This is a genomic window from Lelliottia sp. JS-SCA-14 (assembly GCF_035593345.1).
Taxonomy (GTDB): Bacteria; Pseudomonadota; Gammaproteobacteria; order Enterobacterales; family Enterobacteriaceae; genus Enterobacter; species Enterobacter wanjuensis.
In genome coordinates, this window is sequence record NZ_CP141606.1 from 1052671 (window position 1) to 1074379 (window position 21709).

Genomic DNA, 21709 nt, shown 5'->3' on the forward strand with positions numbered 1-21709 from the left:
ATGAATAAACAGACTCCGCCACGATTCAGACGCTCGACCCTCAGTTTGCTCATTCTGGGAATGCTGCTGCCGGTTTCAGCATCCTGGGCCGATGACGAGATCCAGTTCAATACCGATGTGCTGGATACTCAGGATAAAGACAACATCGATCTCAGCCATTTCTCCCGTCGCGGCTATGTCATGCCTGGCGACTACACCTTCACCATTATGGTGAACAAGGAGAGCCTGAAAGAAGAGCAAATCGTGGTTTATCCGGTCGGCGAAAATGGCCAGGAGAGCCTGATCTGCCTCTCACCTGAGCTGGTTTCACGCCTGACGCTGAAAGCCAGCGCCATGCGAGAGTTAAGCTGGCTGCGTGACGGCCAGTGTCTGGATAAAGCCAGCCTCGAGGGGCTGGAGATGCGCGTCGATCTGGCGAAAGATACCCTCTATCTGGCGATCCCGCAGGCTTACCTCGAATTCACCGCCCCGAACTGGGACCCGCCGTCGCGCTGGGATGAGGGGATCCCTGGGGTGATTGCCGACTACAACCTCAACGTGCAGACCCAGCACTCGGTCAATTCGTCCGACAGCCAGAGCCTGAGCGGAACCGGCGTGTTCGGGGCGAATCTGGGGCCGTGGCGCGCCCGCGCCGACTGGCAGACCAACTGGGACAAGCGCAACGGCAATACCGACAAAGATTTCAGCTTTAGCCGCTACTACCTCTATCGCGCCATCCCGTCGCTGAAAGCCAAGCTGACCGTGGGCGAGGATTACCTGAGCTCGGACATATTCGACACTTTCCGCTTTAGCGGCGTCAGTCTGAACTCGGATCTCAGCATGCTCCCACCGAGCCTGCGCGGCTATGCGCCGGAAGTGACGGGCATCGCCCGCTCCGGCGGGAAAGTGACCATTAGCCAGCAGGGGCGCGTGCTGTACGAAACCCAGGTGGCGGCGGGGCCGTTTCGCATTCAGGAGCTGAATGACGCGGTCTCCGGCACCCTGGACGTGCGCGTGGATGAGCTGGATGGCAGCGTGCAGACCTTCCAGGTGACGACGGCGTCGGTGCCTTATCTGACGCGTCCCGGTGCGGTGCGCTACAAGCTTGCGGCGGGTAAGCCCTCCGAGTGGGAGCACAGCATGACCGGGCCGCTGTTTACCTCCGGGGAGGCCTCCTGGGGGATCGCTAACGGCTGGACGCTGTACGGTGGTACGGTCATTGGCGGGGACTACAACGCCCTGTCGATGGGGATCGGTCGTGACCTCTACCTGCTGGGCGCCGTGGCGGCGGATATCACCCAGTCGCGCGCCTCGCTCCCCTCTGACGGCACGCTCTCCGGCACCTCTTATCGGGTCAGCTACTCCAAAACTTTCGACGAATACGACAGCCAGGTGACCTTCGCGGGCTACCGCTTCTCCGAGCGCGACTTTATGAGCATGTCGGAATATCTCGACGCGCGCTACGGCAGCGGGGCGTCCCACAGCCCGAAAGAGAAATACACGCTCTCCTTCAACAAGCGCTTTCGCGAGCTGGGGCTGAGCACCTATCTGAACTACAGCCACCAGACCTACTGGAACAGCGCCGACAACGATCGCCTGACGCTTTCGATGTCGCGTTACCTCGACGTTGGGCCGTTCAAAAACATGAGCGTCTCCCTGTCGGTGTACCGCAGCGAGTACTACTCCCTGAAGGACGACGGGGCATATGTGTCGATCTCACTTCCGATTGGCAACGGCACATCCCTGAGCTACGGCGCCACCGTCAACCGCACGGATAACACCCATCGCGTCAGCTATTACAGTCGTCTGGATGAGCACAACAGCTTCCAGGTCAGCAGCGGGCTGTCGCGCAGCGGGCCGACGGGCTACGGCTACTACACCTGGCAGGGCGACAGCACCCAGGTGCAGGCCAACGCCAGCTACCAGGCCGGCAGCTACAGCGCCCTGGGGATGACCCTCAACGGCGGTCTGACCATGACCACGGAGGGCGGGGCGGCGCATCGCTCCAACGCGCGCGGCGGAAGCCGGGTGCTGGTGGATACCGCAGGCGTCAGCGGCGTGCCGGTGAAAGGCTTTGGCGCATCGGTCAAAACTAACCGCTTCGGCAAGGCGGTGATTGCGGATGTGAACAGCTACTACCGCAATCCGATCCGCATCGACGTCGACAAACTGGACGAAAACGCCGACGTCACCCGCTCCGTTTCCCAGGCCACACTCACCGAAGGGGCCATCGGCTACCGCCAGTTTGATGTGATTGCCGGGGGCAAAGCGATGGCCTTTATCCGTAAAGCCGACGGGAGCTATCCGCCGTTTGGCGCCTCCGTCGTGAATGACAAAAATCAGGAAACCGGCGTCGTGAACGACGAAGGGAGCGTCTGGCTGAGCGGCATCCAGGCCAATGGAAAAATGACCGTGAAATGGGACGGCAAAGCCCGCTGCGTGGTGAACCTGCCACCTGTCCTTCCGCAGGTACTGGATAACCTGCTTTTAACCTGTGCGCCGGAATGAACCGGCCCGAACAAGAGATGAGCTTTGAGATGACGAATGTACGATTGCATGCCCTGGCGGGCATCGCGCTGGCGTTTAGCGCTGTTGCGCACCAGGCCAACGCCGCCGTGGCGCTGGACCGTACCCGGGTGATTTTCGACGGCGCGGCGAAATCCGTCAGCCTGCGGATCACCAACGAAAACAAAACCCTGCCGTACCTGGCGCAGGGCTGGGTGGAAGATCCTCAGGGCAAAAAGATCACCGATCCGCTGGTGTTGCTCCCGCCGGTTCAGCGCATCGAGCCGGGCGAGCAGAGCCAGATCAAGGTGCAATCCACCGCCGCGATCCAGCGTCTGCCCCAGGATCGGGAGTCGCTGTTCTACTTCAATCTGCGTGAGATCCCGCCGAAAAGCACCAAACCTAACACCCTGCAGCTGGCGCTCCAGACCCGCATCAAGCTGTTCTATCGCCCGTCGGCCCTCGAGGTGAAGCGCACGGATTACGCCACGCCGTTCCAGGAACAGCTGACCCTGACGCGCGAAGGGGACAAGTACCGCATCACCAATCCGACGCCGTATTACATCTCGCTGGTGAATGCGTCGTCGACGCTGACCGGCAAAGCCGCGGCCGGGTTTAAGCCGGTGATGGTCGAACCGAAAGGGCAGCTGGTTCTTGCACCTTCCGCATCGGCACTCGGCGGCGCGCCGGTCCTGACCTATGTGAACGACTTTGGTGGACGAGCGAAGCTGGTCTTTAGCTGCGGGGGCAACGCGTGTAAAGCCGTCCCGCAGGAAAAGAAAAAGTAAGCGATTTCGGGAGGGCTGAATGAAATTCAGAGACTGGAAAAACGGGGGCGCGCTGGCGCTGCTCCTCGCCGCAGGACCCGCCGCCGCCGATGACGTGGCGCTGGTGGACGGCGAGTACGGGCTGCTGCAGGTTTACGGCGCGTTGACCGAGAGCGCCTGTCGGCTGGCGATGGAGTCGGCGTGGCAGGAGATCGACATGGGCACCATCGCCACCGGTGAGCTGAAAAAACCGGGCGATCAGGGCACGCCGGTACGCGTCGCGATCCGCCTGGAAGATTGCCTTCCGTCACCCGCGACGATCCGCGATGCCTGGAGCGGGGATCTGCTCTGGAGCCGCGATCAGCCCTCCGTCACCGTCAGCTTTGTGGCACCGGGCGAGGTGTTGAATCCCGGCCTGGTAAAAGTGTCCGGGACGAGCGGCGTGGCGCTGCGCCTGACCGATCGCTATCACCGTGATGTGCGTCTGGGAAGCGAAGGGCAGCCGCTGCTGCTCGAGCCGGGCGGCAACACGCTTTTCTACTATATCGCGCCGGAACGTACCGCTGCCCCGCTGGTGGCGGGCGCGTGGCATGCGCTGATCCACTTCAGGCTTAACTATGACTAGTTTCTTTCTTCGCCTGCTTTCAGGCGCATCTGCGCTCTTGCTGACACCCGTCTGTTTTGCCGCCCTGACGGTGAACGTGACGGGGGTGATCGTGGAAGGGGTCTGCGAGATCAACAACGGCGAAACCATTCACGTGGATTTCGGCAATAACCTGCAGTCGAAGCAGATCGACGGCGAGCATTTTATGCAGAACATCGACTACTCGCTGGCCTGCGAGGATCTGACCTCCAACGATCTGGAGATGCAGTTTGAAGGCACAGCCACTTCGTTCAGCGACGATTATCTCGGCACCGACCGGGAAGGGCTGGGCATCAAGCTGTACATGAACGGCGAGTCGATGCCGCTCAACACCTGGATGCCGTTCACCTGGCCGGAAGTGCCGGTGTTGCAGGCCGCACCGATGAAAGATGACGCGACCGAGGTGGAAACCGGGGTCTTTACCGCCTCCGCCACGCTGAAAATTCAGTACCAGTAAGGGACACATTCTGATGAAACGATTGCTGTACGCCATTATGTTGCTGGGAGGGCTGGCCTTTAGCCAGGCTGCGTCGGCGTCGATCTGGACATGGATTGACAGTCTTGCGACCTGCTCAAGCACCGCGACCTACTGCTACGACTACAGCTTTACCCTTGCCGACTGGGATGAGGAGGATTCCACCCCCAATCCCTGCTACGGCTTAACGGCATGCACGATTTTTGTCGGTCACCGGCACAACGCAGCCGGGACGTCTGGCCCGCGTACGCACCGTTCATGGGGGGCGGGTGTCTATCCGTTTTTATTGACGGCACAGACGCTGGGCGATCTCGGCAAAGAGATGAAAGCCATCTTCCCGATGCCTTACTCCTCCACTACGCGTCATAGCGGAAGTACGGTCGCCACCGAAGAGTGCGTCGGGTTCTTTTATGCCGCCGGAAAAAACCTCGGCAGCAACTCTTCGGAGGTGAATTCGACGACCTTTGAGGGCTACCCGCTCATGCCCGGCAGTATTTGCGGCGCGGCCCCCGCCCCGAGCGGCTCCTGCGATTTCGACCAGGACGTACTGACCCTCGATCACGGCACGCTGAGTCGCAAGGAGCTGGAAGGGCATGAAGTCAGTGAAAATGTCAGCATCAGCTGCACGACCTCGCAAACGCTGAAACTCTACATCTACTCCGCCGACAAAGTGGAGCTGCGCGACGACGGCAGTCTCTACTCAGAGCTCTACATGAACGACAACGTGCTCGGCACCTCGGGCTTTACCCTGGATGTGGAAGCCCAGGATAACGTGGTCGTGAAGTCGGTACTGCGCACCAATGGCACTCCGGAAGCGGGCGAGTTTTCGGGCTCAACGATTATGCTGATCACGGTGGAATAATGAAAAATCCTGAATCGTCTTTAAGCAGTGTCGATCTCTACTGCGCCCTGATGATGGGGGAGATTGTTCCCTATTATCAGCCGGTGATTGACGCCGGAACCCAATCCCTTCACGGGCTGGAAGTGCTGATGCGCTGGGCGCTGGCCGACGTGGACTCAACGCCCGTCGATCTGATTGCTGCGTTTGAAGAGCAAGGGCTGATGCCAGAGATGACCCAGCATCTGCTGCGCCAGGTGGCGGAAGATATTAATGAACTGGATGCGCTGCTGCCAGACGGGTTACATCTCTCTTTTAACGCCAGCCCGGCGCAAATTGAAAAGCCCGGTTTTGTTTTCGATACGCTGTCGTTTCTTGCCGCCCTGCCGCTGGAGAAATATCGCCTGGTGGTGGAAGTCACCGAATCGCAGCCCCTGGCGAATACGCCGGAAGTGGCGGGGACAATCCTGAAATTACAGCTGGCGGATGTCGCCGTCTATTTTGATGATTTTGGCACCGGCTGTGCAAACCTGAATTGCATTGAACAATTCAATGTCGATGGATTAAAAATCGACCGCTTATTTGTCGAAGGATTATCGTCAGGCGCGCGTTCCGCGTCGATTATTTCCCTGATTGCCAGTCTTGCCCAGTCGCAAAAAATGGATGTCATCGCCGAAGGCGTTGAAACAGCGTGCCAGTCGCAGGCACTGTGTGAAATGGGAATTCAGATCCAACAGGGCTATCTATTTTCAAATGCATTAAGTAAAACGCAATTACAACAATACCTTGCGGCCTGAATTGAATATTACCATCGGAACAATGTGGTTTATTAGTTTGGTTGATTTTCTGGTGTTTTGTCACCCTTATTCATATACGCTAAAATGGTTATTGGCATTATCGCCATAAAAAGTGTGGATTAATATTGGAGCTGGTGACAGTGCTATGCATTTTATAATAAACAAAAAGGTCTCTTTCAAAGTGGCGGAGAGGACGATTTCGGATGATAAAGATCAGCATTTGCTTTCCAATCCGGCGTGTCGGCTTTTACTGGTACTTCTGGAGAATAATAATAAGCTCATGACGCGAGAGGATCTCTTGCAGAAGGTGTGGGGAGATTTTGGATTGACGCCCTCGAGCAATAGTCTGAACAATAATGTCAGCATACTGCGCAAGATTTTTTCAGAATTCGACATTCACGATGTCCTGAAAACCATCCCCAAACAGGGGTTTGCCTTGATGCTTGACGATCTGCAATTTAATGAGAAATCCAGAGACTATATGGTGATGCAGGCCATTTCTCAGCCAGATAAGGAGCCGGGTGTCAATAAGAGCTGGCTGATAGGTGCGGGCGCGACGCTGGTGATGATTATTGCCGTTGTGGTCGCGCTGTATCTCAATTTTTTTACTAAGCGTGAAGAGGTCATTTTTTACAAACAAGTGAATGCGTGCAAAATTTACTATTTCAATAACGTCAATGTGGATCGTGTCGAACGCTATTTCGCGGACGGTAAAGGCGTAAGGTTATTACAGAAATGCGCGACCCCACATAATATCTATTACGATGACAGTAAGCTCCATGAAAAAACGGACCTTCTTGAAATCATTGTCGCAAAATGCACGCTGGATGTGAAAGGGGCTCTGGGTGAATGTAAAAACTACATCACGACTAAAGGTGATTAGTCTTGTTGCGCTGTTGATTATCTTGTTTGTGGGGGCGCTGCTTTACGTACCGAAGAGTAAAAGCGATCTCGATTGTACTGCCGATATCCATCTCACGATGGACAGTAACGAGGAAAAACTGGATGCCCGAATTCATCTCGTGGTCCATTTTGTCCCGGATGCGCGCAGCTATATTACCGAGTATGGGGTAGTGAATTACGGTGATAAACGCTATATCGTCGATCGCTATGTGCGGCTACGATATTCCGATGACAGTAACCACAATTTTGTTGAATTCCAGCGCGAAGGGATTGATAAAAACAGTGGTGAAACCTTGCCTGAATTTCTGTCGCAAAAGCTCACCTCGGCACAAAAAGTGTTTTTCTTTAAAGTAAGGAAATTACACAACGAAATCTGGAGTATTAGCGATTTACGGCGAACCGTACTGGTATGCGCTAAAACTGAATAACGCGGTATCTCATTAGTTTTCATTGATAATTGCCTGTCCTGGCCCTGTGAATATCAAGGGCCAGCGTTTTCCTGTGCCTTTTTCTGACTGATATAAGCTTGATGGTGTAATCGAATGTCTTCTATGGTGTTAATAACAAAAGATAACTATTTGTATAATGGAATAAAGCAATTCCTGCCGGTTCGTCGTTTGCAGGAGATTATCTATTCCAAAGAACATTCGAGCGAATGTTTGGTGTTAATAGATAGCCGGGTTTCGTTACGTTATCTCGAAGATGTCTATTTATGGTTATCCGCCCTGTTCGATAAAACCAAAGCGCTGGTCCTGAAAATGGAGAGCGAAACCTGTCAGGTCTCGCCCATGCCAAGACGACATAACGCTGTCGATATGAAATCCCCCGGGGAACAGATCGCCTGCGACATTTTGAGCGAGCTTGAAACGTTTTCTGCCGATAAATGGCAGCGGAAAATTTATGTTGAAATCAATGAGCGCGAGACGACGTTAATCAGGAGCTTACTGGCGGATATAGACGTTGAGGAGATCGCCGAACGGCTGTGTTGCTCTTATAAGCAGGTCTATAAATTACGCGACAAAATGTGCCAGAGGTTAAATGCCAAACACTTCTATATGGTCTGCCTGTATGTGTTTCGCCACGACCTGCTTAACCGGGAATACCTTCTGCCCACCACCTGGCTGCGGGGATAAATCGGGTTATCCGTTTTTTCACTTTGCTTTGCACTTCTTTATCTAAAAACCGTTTGGAATGACAGATTCTTTTTTATTCCTTTATCAAAATTCCTGCGCCAGAAATACTGCTCCCATAACAAGAGGGGAGCAGACACTATGGCAATTTCATCGCGTATTACCTTACTCGGCGCACTGGCGCTGTGGGCATTTCAGGCGCAGGCGGTCGATGTGACCGTCGCGTATCAAACCTCCGCGGAACCGGCGAAAGTCGCGCAGGCGGACAACACCTTTGCCAAAGAGAGCGGCGCAAAAGTTGACTGGCGCAAGTTCGACAGCGGCGCGAGCATCGTCCGGGCACTGGCATCGGGGGATGTGCAGATCGGCAACCTCGGCTCAAGCCCGCTGGCGGTAGCGGCCAGCCAGCAAGTGCCGATTGAAGTCTTCCTTCTCGCCTCGCAGCTCGGGAATTCCGAAGCGCTGGTGGTGAAGAAAAATATCACCAAACCGGAAGATCTGATCGGTAAGCGCATCGCAGTGCCCTTTATCTCAACCACCCACTACAGCCTGCTGGCGGCCCTCAAACACTGGGGGATCAAACCCGGTCAGGTGCAGATTCTGAACCTGCAGCCACCGGCGATTATCGCCGCCTGGCAGCGCGGGGATATCGACGGGGCCTACGTCTGGGCTCCGGCAGTGAACGAACTGGAAAAAGACGGCACCGTGCTGACCGACTCGGAAAAAGTGGGCCAGTGGGGCGCGCCGACGCTGGACGTCTGGGTGGTTCGCAAGGACTTTGCCGAGAAGCATCCTGAAGTGGTGAAAGCCTTCGCCAAAAGCGCCATCGATGCCCAGCAGCCGTATATCGAAAATCCGGACGAGTGGCTGAAACAGCCGGCGAATCTGGAAAAACTCTCGCGCCTGAGCGGCGTCCCTGAATCCGACGTGCCGGGGCTGGTGAAAGGTAATACCTACCTGACGCCTGCGCAACAGGTGCAGCAGCTGTCGGGCCCGGTGAATAAGGCGATTGTCGACACTGCCGGGTTCCTGAAAGAGCAGGGCAAAGTGCCTGCGGTGGCGGCGGATTACAGCCAGTTCGTGACCGATCGCTTTGTGAAGTAACGGGAGGCCGTGATGCTGCAAATAACAAACCTGTCTGCCAGCTACGGCGGGAAGCCCGCGCTGGAGGATATCAATCTGACGCTGGACAGCGGAGAGCTGCTGGTGGTGCTTGGGCCGTCCGGCTGCGGGAAAACCACGCTGCTTAATCTGATCGCCGGGTTTGTTCCGTATCAGCACGGTACCATTCATCTGGAAGGTAAACGGGTGAAAGGCCCCGGCGCGGAGCGCGGCGTGGTCTTCCAGAGTGAAGGATTACTGCCCTGGCGCAACGTGCAGGAGAATGTCGCCTTCGGTCTGCAACTGGCGGGGACCGAGCGCGCGCAGCGCCTTGAAACGGCGCGCCAGATGCTGAAAAAAGTGGGGCTGGAAGGGGCGGAAAAACGCTTCATCTGGCAGCTCTCGGGCGGGCAGCGTCAGCGCGTGGGGATTGCTCGTGCGCTGGCGGCGAATCCTCAGCTGTTGCTGCTGGATGAACCTTTCGGTGCGCTGGACGCCTTCACCCGCGAACAGATGCAAACCCTGCTCCTGCGCCTGTGGCACGAGACCGGCAAGCAGGTGCTGCTGATTACCCATGACATCGAAGAAGCGGTGTTTATGGCGACCGAGCTGGTGCTGCTTTCGCCGGGGCCGGGCCGGGTGCTGGAGCGCCTGCCGCTGGACTTTGCCCGTCGCTTTGTCGCGGGAGAGCCGGTGCGCAGCATCAAATCCGATCCGCAGTTTATCGCTCAGCGCGAATATGTGTTGAGCCGTGTGTTTGAGCAGCGGGAGGCGTTCTCATGAGCATCGTCTTTAGCGAAAAACGGGCCGGAAAACGCTTCACCTTCCGCTGGCCATTTTCTCGTCAGATTACCCTGAGTGCAGGCACGCTGCTGGTGCTGCTGGCGATCTGGTGGGCCGTCGCGGCGCAGCAGTGGGTCAGCCCGCTGTTTCTGCCGCCGCCTGCCCAGGTACTGACAAAACTGATCTCCATCGCCGGGCCGCAGGGCTTTATGGATGCGACCTTATGGCAGCATCTGGCGGCGAGCCTGGGGCGCATTCTGGTGGCGCTGCTGGCGGCGGTGATCATCGGTATTCCGGTGGGGATAGCGATGGGGCTCAGTCCGACGGTGCGTGGGATCCTCGATCCGCTGATCGAGCTGTACCGCCCGGTACCGCCGCTGGCCTATCTGCCGCTGATGGTGATCTGGTTTGGTATCGGGGAGACCTCGAAGATCTTACTGATCTATCTGGCGATTTTTGCCCCTGTCGCCATGTCGGCCCTGGCCGGGGTGAAGAGCGCCCAGCAGGTGCGGATCCGCGCGGCGCAGTCGCTTGGCGCCAGCCGCGCACAGGTGCTGTGGTTTGTGATTTTACCCGGCGCGCTGCCGGAGATTTTAACCGGTTTGCGCATTGGTTTAGGCGTGGGCTGGTCGACGCTGGTGGCGGCGGAGCTGATTGCCGCCACGCGCGGGCTTGGATTTATGGTGCAGTCGGCAGGCGAATTTCTGGCGACGGATGTGGAGCTGGCAGGGATCGCGGTGATCGCCGTGATTGCCTTTAGTTTAGAACTGGGGCTGCGCGCGTTACAGCGCCGCCTGACGCCCTGGCATGGAGAGATACAATGAGTGAACGTCTGACCATTACCCCGCTGGGGCCGTACATTGGCGCACAAATTTCGGGCCTCGACGTGACGCGCCCGCTGAGTGACAACCAGTTTGAGCAGCTGTATCACGCGGTGCTGCGCCATCAGGTGGTGTTCCTGCGCGAGCAGGCGGTAACTCCGCAGCAGCAACGCGCTCTGGCGCTGCGTTTTGGCGATCTGCATATTCACCCGGTCTATCCGCATGCCGAAGGGGTGGAGGAGATTATCGTGCTGGATACCCACAACGATAATCCGCCGGATAACGACAACTGGCACACCGACGTGACCTTTATCGAGACGCCGCCCGCAGGCGCGATTCTGGCGGCCAAGCTGCTGCCGGACACCGGGGGTGATACGCTGTGGACCAGCGGGATTGCGGCATTCGAGGCGCTGTCAGCCCCGCTTAAACAGCTGCTGAGTGGTTTGCGCGCGGAGCACGATTTCAAGAAATCCTTCCAGGAATATAAGTATCGCAAAAGCGAGGAGGAGCATCAGCGCTGGCAGGAGGCGGTGGCGAAACATCCGCCGCTGCTGCATCCGGTGGTGCGCACCCATCCGGTGACGGGCAAACAGGCGCTGTTCGTGAACGAAGGGTTTACCACGCGGATTGTGGATCTGGCCGAGAAAGAGAGCGAGGCGCTGTTAGGGTTCCTGTTTGCGCATATCACGAAACCGGAGTTCCAGGTGCGCTGGCGCTGGCAGCAAAACGATCTGGCGATCTGGGATAACCGCGTGACGCAGCATTACGCTAATGCGGATTACCTGCCGCAGCGCAGGATTATGCAGCGGGCGACGATTTTGGGGGATAAGCCGTTTTATCGCGCGGGGTAAGGGCGTCGGGTGGCGGTTTTGTAGGCCGGGTAAGGCGAAGCCGCCACCCGGCAAAAAAAGCTAAAGATGCACCTCGATATACCGCTGATACCGGTTCGCCTTCAGATAGCATAAATCCACCAGCACCAGCCCATCCACGCAGTTGTTGAACGCCGGATCGCTGCCGAAATCGATAAACTGCACGCCGCCGGGTTCGCACAGTTCGGAATACTGCTTGTAGAGCGGGGGGATGCCGCAGCCCAGATTACCGAGCAGGGATTTCAGCTTTGTCAGATCCTCGACATAATCCACGCCGCCAAACTGCGCCAGCACGTCGGGTAACGACGCCGGATAAGGCTGACGCGACGCGGCCAGAGGATGACTGGCCGGGAACCACAGGCGGTAAAACGCCACCAGCAGGTCCCGCGCGTCGGGAGGCAGCCCGCCGGAAATCGAGACCGGGCCGAACAGATAGCGATACTGCGGATAGCGCGCCAGATACGCCCCAATCCCGGACCAGAGATAATCCAGACCCCGACGGCCCCAGTAGCGCGGCTGAATAAAACTGCGGCCCAGTTCAATGCCGTGCTCCAGCACGTCCTGCATGTTGTCGTCGTAGTGGAAGAGGCTATAGCTGTACAGGCCGTCCAGCCCGCGCTGTTCGATCTGCCGGGCGGTCGGCATAAAGCGGTAAGCGCCGACGATCTCCAGATCCTCTTCATCCCACAAAATCAGATGCAGATAGTCATCATCATAGCCGTCGGTGTCGCGGCGTTTGCCGCTCCCCTCATCGACGGCGCGAAAGGCGATCTCACGTAAGCGTCCCAGCTCGCGCAGGAGTGGCGCATCCTCTTGCCCGTTGCGTTGCCACAGATAAATCCCTTTGCCATCAGCGGTTTTACCGAGGCATTCGGCCTGCGTCAGTTCGCGTTTCAGCGTCGCCCTGTCTTCCGGGCGGGCGATGGCGCACTGGCTTTTGAACAGGCCCGGCAATCCCTTGCCAAGACGGATCACGTGCTGGCGGCACTGCTCGGCCATGTCACGCGACGAAAGGGTGGCGCTAAACCAGTGGTTAAAAGCAATCTGCTGACCGATTTTTATCGGCAAGATGCTGTGACGGCGCCGGAACATCTGCTGCATGAGCAGCAGCATCGAGAGCGTCGGCGAGACCAGCGTGCTGGCGTAAAACAGCAGGCTGTTGTGCGCCTGAATATGGACCGGCAGCAGCGGCGCACGCAGCTTGCTGGCCAGTTTGATAAAGCCGGAATGCCACTTTTTATCGCGGATCCCTTTGCGCGTCGGGCGCGAGACTTCGCCCGCTGGGAAGAAGATCAGCACGCCACCGTCTTGCAGGTGGTTTTCCATCTGTAAGAGCGACGATTTCGCCGTTTTGCCGCCCATGTTATCCACCGGGATAAACAGTGAGCTGAGCGGCTCAAGATGCGTCAGCATCCGGTTGGTGACCACTTTCACATCCCGACGAACGCGGGAAACCGCATACAGCAGTGCCAGGCCATCCAGCGTGCCGGTGGGGTGGTTGGCGATAATGACTAGTGGACCGTGTTCGGGGATTTGTTCGAGATCGTGCGCGGAGGTGGTGCAGAGAATATCCAGATGTTCCAGAACCTGCTCCACCATGTCGAGTCCTTTCAGGTGGCGGTTTTTTGCGGCGAACTGCTGAAACTCTTCTTCGTAAAACAGTCGTTTTAACAGGCTTTTTTGCCAGGGTGCGGGCCTCGCCTGAGGCCAAAGATCATCAAGAACGCTGTCGAGACTAAACATAGTGGTTTCTCCTGTCCTCTTGCCCAGACAGTAGAAGTTCCAGATGTCGTTTGTATTGCAGTTCGGTGAAGTTTCGTGGGGTGGGAATGCAGGCCGGGTAGGGCGAAGCCGCTACCCGGCACACCGGCGTATCAACGCAGGATTTTCTTCTCGGCCAGATCCAGTGCGAAGTAGCTGAAGATCAGATCCGCGCCGGCGCGTTTGATCGCTCCCAGGCTTTCGAGGATCACTTTCTCTTCGTCAATGGCACCCGCCTGTGCGGCGAATTTGATCATCGCGTACTCACCGCTCACCTGGTAGGCACCCAGCGGCAGCTCGGTACGCTCGCGGATGTCGCGCAGGATGTCCAGGTACGCCCCGGCAGGTTTCACCATCAGGCAATCGGCGCCCTGGGCTTCGTCCAGCAGGGATTCGCGGATCGCCTCCCGGCGGTTGAGCGGGTTCATCTGATAGGTTTTGCGATCGCCCTTCAGCGCGGTGCCCGCGGCTTCGCGGAACGGGCCATAGAACGAAGAGGCGAATTTGGTGGAGTAGGACATGATGGCGGTGTCGGTGAAACCGGCCGCGTCCAGCGCCTGACGAATCGCCTGCACTTGCCCGTCCATCGCCGCCGATGGCGCGATGAAATCGGCGCCGGCTGCGGCGGCAACCACTGCCTGTTTGCCGAGGTTGATCAGGGTGGCGTCGTTATCCACGCCGTGATCGCACAGTACGCCGCAGTGGCCGTGGGAGGTGTATTCGCAGAAGCAGGTGTCGGACATGACGATCATTTCCGGCACCGCCTCTTTGCAGATGCGGGACATGCGCGCGACCAGACCGTTCTCTTTCAGGGCGTCGCTGCCTGTCGCGTCCGTATGGTGCGAGATCCCGAAGGTCATCACCGAGCGGATACCGGCGTTGGCGATGCGTTCAATCTCACGCGCCAGGTGTTTTTCCGGAATGCGCATCACACCCGGCATGGCGTCGATGGCTTTGTAGTCATCGATCTCTTCTTCCACAAAAATCGGCAACACCAGGTCGTTTAAGCTGAGTGTTGTCTCTTCAAACATAGCGCGCAGCGCAGGGGATTTGCGCAGGCGGCGGGGACGTGCAATTAAATCGGTCATGGGATGCCTGATGTCTGGAGAACAATGGGCAGTATTGTACCTGAAATGGCCCTGAGCTGTTTTACGAAAGTGGTGGTTTTGCTGGCAGAGGTGATGAGGTCTGTGCCGCGGAATGTCGCAGCTGGGGCTTTATTTATATTTAAAGACAGCGGTACGATTTCATTAATTTATTCATGGTGTTTCTTGTTTCTCCTGGTTGTATTTTCCTAAGTATTATATTTCATGGAAATATATTAATTAATAAGGTTTTCTCATTCTGTGATTCATTGTAATTATAATGTCTTTTGCTTATTTATTAATGTTTTCAGTGGCTATTGCCCATAATTGTCTGGAAACGGACTTAATCGAATCATTCATTGAACCTTTTTGAATGGAGACTGCATAATTCGCTCCGCAATATATTTTGTTGCACTTGTGTTTTGACGGACAAACTTGCTTACGTCCCTGAGGAGGGATGACTCAATGCAAACATGGAAAAAGAAACTCGTTGTATCTCAAATTGCATTAGCGTGCACGTTGGCTATCGCTTCTCAGGCTAATGCTAAAGATATTTCCGGCACCACGTACAATACTTACGGCTACGATAATACCGTTACAACTCCCTGGTATCATGGTTATGCTGATTGGGATTACTCAGGCAGCGCGCATAATGGCGACATTTATCCGGTTATCAATAAATCGATCGTCAACGGTGTTATTTCCACGTACAACCTGGACGATGGAATCAATGGCCGTGCGAATGCGCTAAGCATTTCTAACAGCAAGGTCAATGGGATGATCACTTCTCAGTGCCTGCCGGGCTACTGCGATGAAGTTCAGAACTCGGACGGTACTGCCCACAAGCAATACGATCGTTTCAGCCTGACGGTAGATAATTCCACCATCAACGATACCTATGAGCATTTTGCTTATGACGTAGTGAATGGTGATAAAACCGAAACTCATTATATTGATACCTACGCGCTGGGTAACGCCATTACGCTGGACACTGAGTCCGATATCGTTATCCAGAATAATTCGCATGTAGCGGGTATTACGCTGGCTCAGGGCTATAATTATCCGGATAACACGCCTTATGACAGTACTGTGGGCGTTGCCAATAGCAGCCACGTCTTTACCGACACGCTGGTGGTTAAAGATTCGGTGCTGACTTCTGGTGCTTATAGCGATCTTGGAACCGACGGTTTTTATGGCCAAAGCGCGAAGCCGAGTGACTACGGTGAAATTAATGCCACGGCGCAAGACAATGCGGCTTTAATTGTTTCATCAGGCTATCTCTCCGACAGTCTTGCACCTGAGGATTTCGCCAGGTTATCAAACCGTTCAGACAACGCGATGCAAACTACAGCGACGTTTGATCATTCAACGGTTACCGGCGATATTCTGTTTAATAGCACCTTCGATAAAAACTTCTATGTAAACGGCGACCCGGCGACTAACACGACGGACGATGGCGCCTATAACCCAACTACCAACGGCTGGGATGGTACCGATAAACTGGATGTCACCTTAACCAACGGCAGCAAGTGGGTGGGGGCAGCAGTTTCAAATGTTGAATATATCTCCACTGAACAAATGTATGGTCTCGGTTATACCGGCGTTGACTTGACGACTCTGTCACCAAACAGCATCTGGCCTTATCCTCTTGAGAGCACTGCTAACAGTCATATCTTAAGCAATCAGGTTTATCAGAGCGGCCTGTTCAACGTCACGCTAGACAATGGATCTGAGTGGGACACGCGTAATGACTCCAACATCGATAAGTTGGCGGTAAATAACCAGTCTCAGGTCAATGTAGAAAGCTCTCGCCTGATGGCTGACAGCATCACGCTGACCAACGACTCATCACTGAACATTGGTGATGCCGGTATCGTGAAAACAAACAGCCTCTATCTGGATAGTGGCAGCCATGCTGCGCTGACCGAAGAAATTGCTGAACTCTATGCCAACACCATTACCGTGGACAACGGTGCCGAACTGGCGCTGGGTCTGGGCCAGGTGGATACCCACAACATGGTGCTGACCGATGGCGGTGTGCTGAACGTGGCCAGCCGTGATTATGTGCTGAACTCCGATCTGAACAACGCACGCAATACCACCAACGATAAGAGCAAAGCTGAATACGACTACGGCGTGGTTGCGCTCAACTCCGACGGTCACCTGGCGGTGAACGGCGAAGTCGCTGGCAACTATAAAGTGCGTATCGATAATGCGACAGGCGCAGGTTCGGTTGCTGATTATAAAGGCAACGAAGTCATTCGCGTTTATGACAACAATGCCGATACTCAGGCTACCTTCACCGCAGCCAACAAAGCCGATCTGGGCGCCTATACCTATCAGGCGCAGCAGCAGGGCGACACCGTGGTTCTGCATCAGGAAGAGCTGACTGACTACGCCAACATGGCGCTGAGCATTCCTTCTGCCAACACCAATATCTGGAACCTGGAGCAGGATGCCGTGGGCAACCGTCTGACCAACAGCCGTCATGGCCTGGCAGATAAAGGCGGCGCATGGGTGAGCTACTTCGGTGGCAACTTCGACGGCGATAACGGCGTAATCAACTACGATCAGGATGTTAACGGCGTGATGGTCGGTCTGGATACGCAGATTGACGGTAACAATGCGAAATGGATCCTCGGTGGTGCGGCAGGCTTCGCAAAAGGCGATGTGAGCGATCACTCTGGTCAGGTTGATCAGGATAGCCAGACGGCGATGATCTACTCATCCGCGTACTTTGCTAACAATGTCTTTGTTGATGGCTCCCTGAACTACACTCGCTTCAATAACGATCTCTCCGCAACCATGAGCAACGGTCAGTATGTGGACGGTAACACCACCTCTGATGCCTGGGGCTTTGGTCTGAAACTGGGTTATGACTGGAAACCAAACACTTCTGGTTATGTGACTCCGTACGCTGCCGTGTCGGGTCTGTTCCAGTCTGGCGACAGTTACCAGCTCAGCAACGACATGCGTATGGACGGTCAGTCATACGACAGCATGCGTTATGAAACGGGTATTGATGCGGGTTATACCTTCAACTACGGTGGCGATCAGGCTCTGACTCCGCACTTCACGCTGGCGTACGTTTATGACGACTCCAGCAACGATGCGAACGTGAACGGTGACAGCATCGACAATGGTGTGAAAGGCTCTGCTGTTCGCGTAGGCCTGGGCACTCAGTTCAGCTTCACCAAAAACTTCAGCACCTACACGGAAGCTAACTATCTCGGTGGCGGTGATGTTGACCAAAACTGGGGCGCAAATCTGGGTGTGAAATATACCTGGTAATGCCTGAATCGCGGGGGGAGTGATCTCCCCGCTTTTTTTATAACGATAATAATGAAACAGAACCGATAAGTACGGATAGCTTGAGGTCTGAATGAACCCGGATGCGAAACCCCTTTCTGAATTTAAACGGCTCGAACACTGTCTGAAAGCCGAAAGCACACCCTTTAAAGCCTCTGCGCAGAATATTATTTACCATGAATGCTTCGATAAAGAGCAATACACCTTTGTTATACAAACAGGCATTGTGGCTATTCATCGTCAACCAGACGATCTTCTGCTCGGGATCGTAACTAACCCTTTTATATTTGGTCTGGCTGCGGGAATGACGGAGCATCAGCAGAAATATACGATAATTTCCCAGTCATCCAGCAGCGGTTTTTATCTTCCCGCGACAACGGCTCGCCAACTTATTCAGCAATCTGATCTTTGGCAGGACGCATTTTGTTGGCTGTCATGGATAAACCGAATATTAGCGAAGCGAAATATGCAGTTAGTAGGGAATAATTCCTACAGTCAGATTCGTGCGATGCTGTTGGATATGGCGGAATGGGATGAAAGCTTGCGCGCTAAAATCGGTGTGATGAATCATATTCAGCGCAGTACGCGTATTTCGCGTTCCGTCGTGGCGGAAGTTTTATCGGCATTACGTCAGGGGAATTATATTAATATGAACCGGGGCAAACTGGTCAGCATCAACCGTTTGCCCGCGGAATATTAAACAATCAGGAAGCGGGAACGACCTGAGCTTTGTTTTCGCTCAGCTCGGTGACCAGATTATTAATACCGTCACTCATATTGATGAATCGTGTATTTGGCGAGCGGGTCACGACCACAAATGCGCCGACATTCGACTGTGGGATCATGGCCATATAGGTGATAAACCCGCCGCCACCGCCCGTTTTCTGAATAATACCCGGACGTCCATCTTTAGGGGCCATGTAAACCCAGCCCATACCGAGTGCATCGGCTTTACCCGGGACGTCCATCCCAATCACGCGATGAAGCTGAGTGCGTTTATAGATGAGGGTTTGCATACGGTCGGCCTGATTGCTTCGCGCGTAGAAATCGGACGACAGGAATTGCTGCATCCAGCGCATCATATCGCCTGGCGTGGAGTAAACCCCGCCGCTGCCAATCGCCGCGAGTGTGTTATTGCACGGACTGGCCCCTTTCTCTGCCACCATCAGGCGTTTGCACTGATCGGGGGATGGGGTAAACGTTGTGTCCTTCATCCCCAGCGGACGAGTAATTTGCTCTTCAAACAGCTGGGTATAAGGCTTACCCGATGCGGTAGACAGCGCATCGGCCAGCAGATCAAACGCCAGATTGGAATACGCTGCCTGCGCACCCGGTGCTGATTTCAGCGTGGCGGTCGTCAGATAGTTCCAGCGCTGCTCGCGCGTTGGCCAGACAAACACAGGGCGATGCGCCGCGCCGCCGGGCTGTTCACGCGGCAGGGCGCTGGTATGGGTCGCCAGATTCACCAGCGTGATAGGCGTACCCTGATAAGTGGGCACGTGGGCGCCTTGCGGTGCGTATTTGCTTAACGGATCGTTGAGCTTCACCACCCCCTGATCCAGCAATTTCACCAGCATTTCACTGGTCATCAGCTTCGTCAGAGACGCAATGCGGATAACCGAATCCAGCTGCGGGTGGACATTGCTGCCTGGACGTGTTTCACCAAAACTGCGAAACACACGCTGATTGCCATCAATAACGACCAGCGCCATACCCGTTGCGCCACTGCCGTAATAAATAAGATTGGCGTAGCGATCTGCAATATCAGAAGCAAAAGCGGGTGCTGTCAGCGGCTGGGCGGCCTGGACAGAAGTGAGGCTCACCGCACACAGCGCGGCGAAAGAGAGCAGACAACGTTTCAACGAAAAGCATCCATGAAGTGAATGAAGGAAGTAATGCGTATTTATACTACTAAACGGCGCGGTGCAATGGGCCGAATTGCATAACGATAGCGTGAAAAACGTAACCACGGGTAAATAAGAACAATTTCGTTGCACTCTGTCTCCAGTTTTGTGACATCGGGCTTATGATAGGAGCAGGTGTTCCTCAATTTTTGGAGACGGCGATGTCGGATAAACGAGTGGTCATGGTGGTCGATATGCAGCAGGGTGTGTTCGCCACCCCGCGAATTCAGCGCGAGCAATGCGTTTCACGAATCAATCAGCTCACGCGTAGCGCAGATACGGTCATTTTTATTCAGCATACCGAGGCGGGCGGGCTGGAAGAGGGGAGCGAAGGTTTTGCGCTGCTACCTGAACTGCATCAGCCAGAGGGCGCGTTTTATGTCACCAAAACCGCCTGCGATGCGTTTTATCACACGTCGCTGGACGCGTTGTTAACGGAACTGAATATTAAGCAGTTCGTCATCTGCGGCTGCGCGACCGACTATTGCGTCGATACCACGCTCAAAAACGGCGTCAGTCGGGGATATCACATCACCGTCGCACAGGACGCGCACACCACCGCTCATCGCCCGGCGGCAGAGGCTCAGGTACTGATTAACCACTATAACGATGTCTGGCGAACCTTCACCGCGCCGGACAACCCGCCGCGTGTGAAACTCACCGAAACAATTCTCGCCGAGTGGCAGGCGAACTAACCTATAAACCGCAGGTCTATTTTTTCGCACGAGCCGGTGAGCGGCTCGTGGCGGCATTTTCGTGTGGTATTTTGTTGAACACAGCAACGCCATAACAACAAGAAGGAAGCACAATGTTTAAGTCTTTTTTCCCAAAGCCGGGGCCTTTTTTCCTCTCGGCATTTATTTGGGCGCTGATCGCCGTCATCTTCTGGCAGGCGGGCGGCGGCGCGTGGATTGAGCGCCTGGCCGGTGCAACGGGAGATGTGCCGATCAGCGCAGCGCGATTCTGGTCGCGCAGTTATCTGCTGTTTTATGCGTATTACGCCTTGTGCGTGGGCATCTTTGCTCTTTTCTGGTTCACTTATGCGCCGCATCGCTGGCAATACTGGTCGATTCTTGGGACCTCGCTGATCGTCTTTGTCACCTGGTTCCTGGTGGAAGTGGGTGTCGCCGTCAACGCCTGGTATGCGCCGTTCTACGATCTCATTCAGACCGCGCTCAGTTCGCCGCATAAAGTCACCATCAATCAGTTCTATCACGAAGTGGGTGTTTTCCTCGGCATCGCGCTGATTGCGGTGATTATCGGGGTGATGAATAACTTCTTCGTCAGCCACTACGTGTTCCGCTGGCGTACCGCCATGAACGAACACTATATGGCGCACTGGCAGCAACTGCGTCATATCGAAGGTGCCGCCCAGCGTGTGCAGGAAGATACGATGCGTTTTGCCTCGACCCTGGAAGATATGGGCGTGAGTTTTATTAACGCCATCATGACGCTCATCGCGTTCCTTCCCGTTCTGGTCACACTCTCGGCCCATGTGCCGGATCTGCCGATTGTCGGCCACCTGCCGTACGGCCTGGTGATTGCCGCCCTCGTCTGGTCGCTGATGGGGACTGGTCTGCTGGCGGTTGTGGGTATTAAACTGCCGGGACTGGAATTTAAAAACCAGCGCGTGGAAGCCGCCTATCGTAAAGAGCTGGTCTATGGGGAAGACGACGCGGAACGCGCCTCGCCGCCGACCGTTCGCGAACTGTTTGGCGCAGTGCGTCGCAACTATTTCCGTCTCTATTTCCACTACATGTATTTTAATATTGCGCGCATTTTATATTTGCAGGTCGATAACGTTTTCGGTTTGTTCCTGCTGTTCCCGTCGATTGTTGCGGGTACGATTACGCTCGGTCTGATGACCCAGATCACTAACGTTTTCGGTCAGGTTCGCGGCTCGTTCCAGTATCTGATTGCCTCATGGACTACGCTGGTTGAGCTGATGTCGATCTATAAACGTCTGCGCAGCTTCGAACGCGAGCTGGACGATCAGAACCTGCAGGAAGTGACCAACACATTAGGGTAAAACAGGGAGT

20 protein-coding genes are annotated in these 21709 nt (G+C 55.3%); 17 read left to right on the forward strand and 3 right to left on the reverse strand.

The genetic code is table 11. The features are described 5' to 3' along the window. From U9O48_RS04870 to tauD, 13 genes are all read left to right on the forward strand, one after another. A complete protein-coding gene (locus U9O48_RS04870) occupies positions 1-2487 on the forward strand; it encodes an outer membrane usher protein (protein WP_324723681.1) in 2487 nt (828 codons plus the stop codon). A 29-nt stretch (positions 2488-2516) separates the two neighbouring features. Further along, positions 2517-3272, forward strand: coding sequence for a fimbria/pilus periplasmic chaperone (locus tag U9O48_RS04875; protein ID WP_282492688.1), 756 nt, complete (start codon positions 2517-2519; stop codon positions 3270-3272). A gap of 19 nt (positions 3273-3291) precedes the next feature. Further along, the gene (locus U9O48_RS04880; protein ID WP_324723682.1) at positions 3292-3876 is read left to right on the forward strand and encodes a fimbrial protein; all 585 of its coding nucleotides are present in this window, start codon (positions 3292-3294) and stop codon (positions 3874-3876) included. Beyond that, positions 3869-4351: a fimbrial protein gene (locus U9O48_RS04885; protein WP_324723683.1), complete on the forward strand. Its 483-nt coding sequence runs from the start codon at positions 3869-3871 to the stop codon at positions 4349-4351. Before U9O48_RS04880 ends, U9O48_RS04885 begins: the two co-directional genes overlap by 8 nt. A 13-nt stretch (positions 4352-4364) precedes the next feature. After that, a complete protein-coding gene (locus U9O48_RS04890; protein WP_285145257.1) occupies positions 4365-5231 on the forward strand; it encodes a hypothetical protein in 867 nt (288 codons plus the stop codon). Beyond that, complete coding sequence (locus tag U9O48_RS04895) at positions 5231-6004, forward strand: EAL domain-containing protein (protein WP_324723684.1); 774 nt, start codon at positions 5231-5233, stop codon at positions 6002-6004. Before U9O48_RS04890 ends, U9O48_RS04895 begins: the two co-directional genes overlap by 1 nt. A 145-nt stretch (positions 6005-6149) precedes the next feature. Further along, a complete protein-coding gene (locus U9O48_RS04900; RefSeq protein ID WP_324723686.1) occupies positions 6150-6887 on the forward strand; it encodes a winged helix-turn-helix domain-containing protein in 738 nt (245 codons plus the stop codon). Continuing rightward, positions 6850-7335 (forward strand): hypothetical protein, encoded by a 486-nt coding sequence (locus U9O48_RS04905; RefSeq protein ID WP_324723688.1) that lies wholly within the window; start codon positions 6850-6852, stop codon positions 7333-7335. The genes U9O48_RS04900 and U9O48_RS04905 overlap by 38 nt, the downstream gene beginning before the upstream one ends. Positions 7336-7449: 114 nt before the next feature. Beyond that, positions 7450-8040, forward strand: coding sequence for a hypothetical protein (locus U9O48_RS04910; RefSeq protein ID WP_324723690.1), 591 nt, complete (start codon positions 7450-7452; stop codon positions 8038-8040). A 138-nt stretch (positions 8041-8178) separates the two neighbouring features. Further along, positions 8179-9141, forward strand: coding sequence for a taurine ABC transporter substrate-binding protein (gene tauA / locus U9O48_RS04915; protein ID WP_095280932.1), 963 nt, complete (start codon positions 8179-8181; stop codon positions 9139-9141). A 12-nt stretch (positions 9142-9153) separates the two neighbouring features. Further along, a complete protein-coding gene (gene tauB, locus U9O48_RS04920; protein ID WP_324723691.1) occupies positions 9154-9921 on the forward strand; it encodes a taurine ABC transporter ATP-binding subunit in 768 nt (255 codons plus the stop codon). Next, positions 9918-10745: a taurine ABC transporter permease TauC gene (tauC, locus tag U9O48_RS04925; RefSeq protein ID WP_324723692.1), complete on the forward strand. Its 828-nt coding sequence runs from the start codon at positions 9918-9920 to the stop codon at positions 10743-10745. The genes tauB and tauC overlap by 4 nt, the downstream gene beginning before the upstream one ends. After that, positions 10742-11593 (forward strand): taurine dioxygenase, encoded by an 852-nt coding sequence (gene tauD / locus U9O48_RS04930; protein ID WP_282492679.1) that lies wholly within the window; start codon positions 10742-10744, stop codon positions 11591-11593. Before tauC ends, tauD begins: the two co-directional genes overlap by 4 nt. Positions 11594-11653: 60 nt before the next feature. Here the strand turns inward: tauD and U9O48_RS04935 are convergent, their stop codons facing one another. Then, entirely contained in the window at positions 11654-13354 is a 1701-nt protein-coding gene (locus U9O48_RS04935; RefSeq protein WP_324723693.1) for a lysophospholipid acyltransferase family protein, read from the reverse strand. Positions 13355-13485: 131 nt separating this feature from the next. Beyond that, a complete protein-coding gene (gene hemB, locus U9O48_RS04940) occupies positions 13486-14460 on the reverse strand; it encodes a porphobilinogen synthase (protein ID WP_100777467.1) in 975 nt (324 codons plus the stop codon). Between the two features lie 462 nt (positions 14461-14922). Between hemB and U9O48_RS04945 the strand changes: the two genes are divergently transcribed. Then, the gene (locus U9O48_RS04945; protein WP_324723694.1) at positions 14923-17748 is read left to right on the forward strand and encodes an autotransporter outer membrane beta-barrel domain-containing protein; all 2826 of its coding nucleotides are present in this window, start codon (positions 14923-14925) and stop codon (positions 17746-17748) included. Between the two features lie 91 nt (positions 17749-17839). Beyond that, positions 17840-18466, forward strand: a complete 627-nt coding sequence (locus U9O48_RS04950) for a helix-turn-helix domain-containing protein (protein ID WP_282492676.1) — start codon at positions 17840-17842, stop codon at positions 18464-18466. Between the two features lie 4 nt (positions 18467-18470). Here the strand turns inward: U9O48_RS04950 and ampH are convergent, their stop codons facing one another. Continuing rightward, positions 18471-19628 carry a D-alanyl-D-alanine-carboxypeptidase/endopeptidase AmpH gene (gene ampH / locus U9O48_RS04955; protein ID WP_285145248.1) on the reverse strand — a complete coding sequence of 386 codons (1158 nt, stop codon included), beginning with the start codon at positions 19626-19628 and terminating at the stop codon, positions 18471-18473. 203 nt (positions 19629-19831) lie between these two features. Here ampH and U9O48_RS04960 point away from each other — a divergent pair, with 203 nt between their 5' ends. Both U9O48_RS04960 and sbmA read left to right on the forward strand, forming a co-directional pair. Beyond that, complete coding sequence (locus U9O48_RS04960; RefSeq protein ID WP_324723696.1) at positions 19832-20365, forward strand: isochorismatase family protein; 534 nt, start codon at positions 19832-19834, stop codon at positions 20363-20365. 113 nt (positions 20366-20478) lie between these two features. Then, the gene (gene sbmA / locus U9O48_RS04965; protein ID WP_324723697.1) at positions 20479-21699 is read left to right on the forward strand and encodes a peptide antibiotic transporter SbmA; all 1221 of its coding nucleotides are present in this window, start codon (positions 20479-20481) and stop codon (positions 21697-21699) included. The last annotated feature ends 10 nt before the right edge of the window (positions 21700-21709 follow it).

What these genes read in the sequence shown, in the direction of transcription:
- U9O48_RS04870 (WP_324723681.1), top strand. Translation starts at nt 1, where the DNA reads ATGAATAAACAGACTCCGCCACGATTCAGACGCTCGACCCTCAGTTTG.
- U9O48_RS04875 (WP_282492688.1), top strand. Translation starts at nt 2,517, where the DNA reads ATGACGAATGTACGATTGCATGCCCTGGCGGGCATCGCGCTGGCGTTT.
- U9O48_RS04880 (WP_324723682.1), top strand. Translation starts at nt 3,292, where the DNA reads ATGAAATTCAGAGACTGGAAAAACGGGGGCGCGCTGGCGCTGCTCCTC.
- U9O48_RS04885 (WP_324723683.1), top strand. Translation starts at nt 3,869, where the DNA reads ATGACTAGTTTCTTTCTTCGCCTGCTTTCAGGCGCATCTGCGCTCTTG.
- U9O48_RS04890 (WP_285145257.1), top strand. Translation starts at nt 4,365, where the DNA reads ATGAAACGATTGCTGTACGCCATTATGTTGCTGGGAGGGCTGGCCTTT.
- U9O48_RS04895 (WP_324723684.1), top strand. Translation starts at nt 5,231, where the DNA reads ATGAAAAATCCTGAATCGTCTTTAAGCAGTGTCGATCTCTACTGCGCC.
- U9O48_RS04900 (WP_324723686.1), top strand. Translation starts at nt 6,150, where the DNA reads ATGCATTTTATAATAAACAAAAAGGTCTCTTTCAAAGTGGCGGAGAGG.
- U9O48_RS04910 (WP_324723690.1), top strand. Translation starts at nt 7,450, where the DNA reads ATGTCTTCTATGGTGTTAATAACAAAAGATAACTATTTGTATAATGGA.
- tauA (WP_095280932.1), top strand. Translation starts at nt 8,179, where the DNA reads ATGGCAATTTCATCGCGTATTACCTTACTCGGCGCACTGGCGCTGTGG.
- tauB (WP_324723691.1), top strand. Translation starts at nt 9,154, where the DNA reads ATGCTGCAAATAACAAACCTGTCTGCCAGCTACGGCGGGAAGCCCGCG.
- tauC (WP_324723692.1), top strand. Translation starts at nt 9,918, where the DNA reads ATGAGCATCGTCTTTAGCGAAAAACGGGCCGGAAAACGCTTCACCTTC.
- tauD (WP_282492679.1), top strand. Translation starts at nt 10,742, where the DNA reads ATGAGTGAACGTCTGACCATTACCCCGCTGGGGCCGTACATTGGCGCA.
- U9O48_RS04935 (WP_324723693.1), bottom strand. Translation starts at nt 13,354, where the DNA reads ATGTTTAGTCTCGACAGCGTTCTTGATGATCTTTGGCCTCAGGCGAGG.
- hemB (WP_100777467.1), bottom strand. Translation starts at nt 14,460, where the DNA reads ATGACCGATTTAATTGCACGTCCCCGCCGCCTGCGCAAATCCCCTGCG.
- U9O48_RS04945 (WP_324723694.1), top strand. Translation starts at nt 14,923, where the DNA reads ATGCAAACATGGAAAAAGAAACTCGTTGTATCTCAAATTGCATTAGCG.
- U9O48_RS04950 (WP_282492676.1), top strand. Translation starts at nt 17,840, where the DNA reads ATGAACCCGGATGCGAAACCCCTTTCTGAATTTAAACGGCTCGAACAC.
- U9O48_RS04960 (WP_324723696.1), top strand. Translation starts at nt 19,832, where the DNA reads ATGTCGGATAAACGAGTGGTCATGGTGGTCGATATGCAGCAGGGTGTG.
- sbmA (WP_324723697.1), top strand. Translation starts at nt 20,479, where the DNA reads ATGTTTAAGTCTTTTTTCCCAAAGCCGGGGCCTTTTTTCCTCTCGGCA.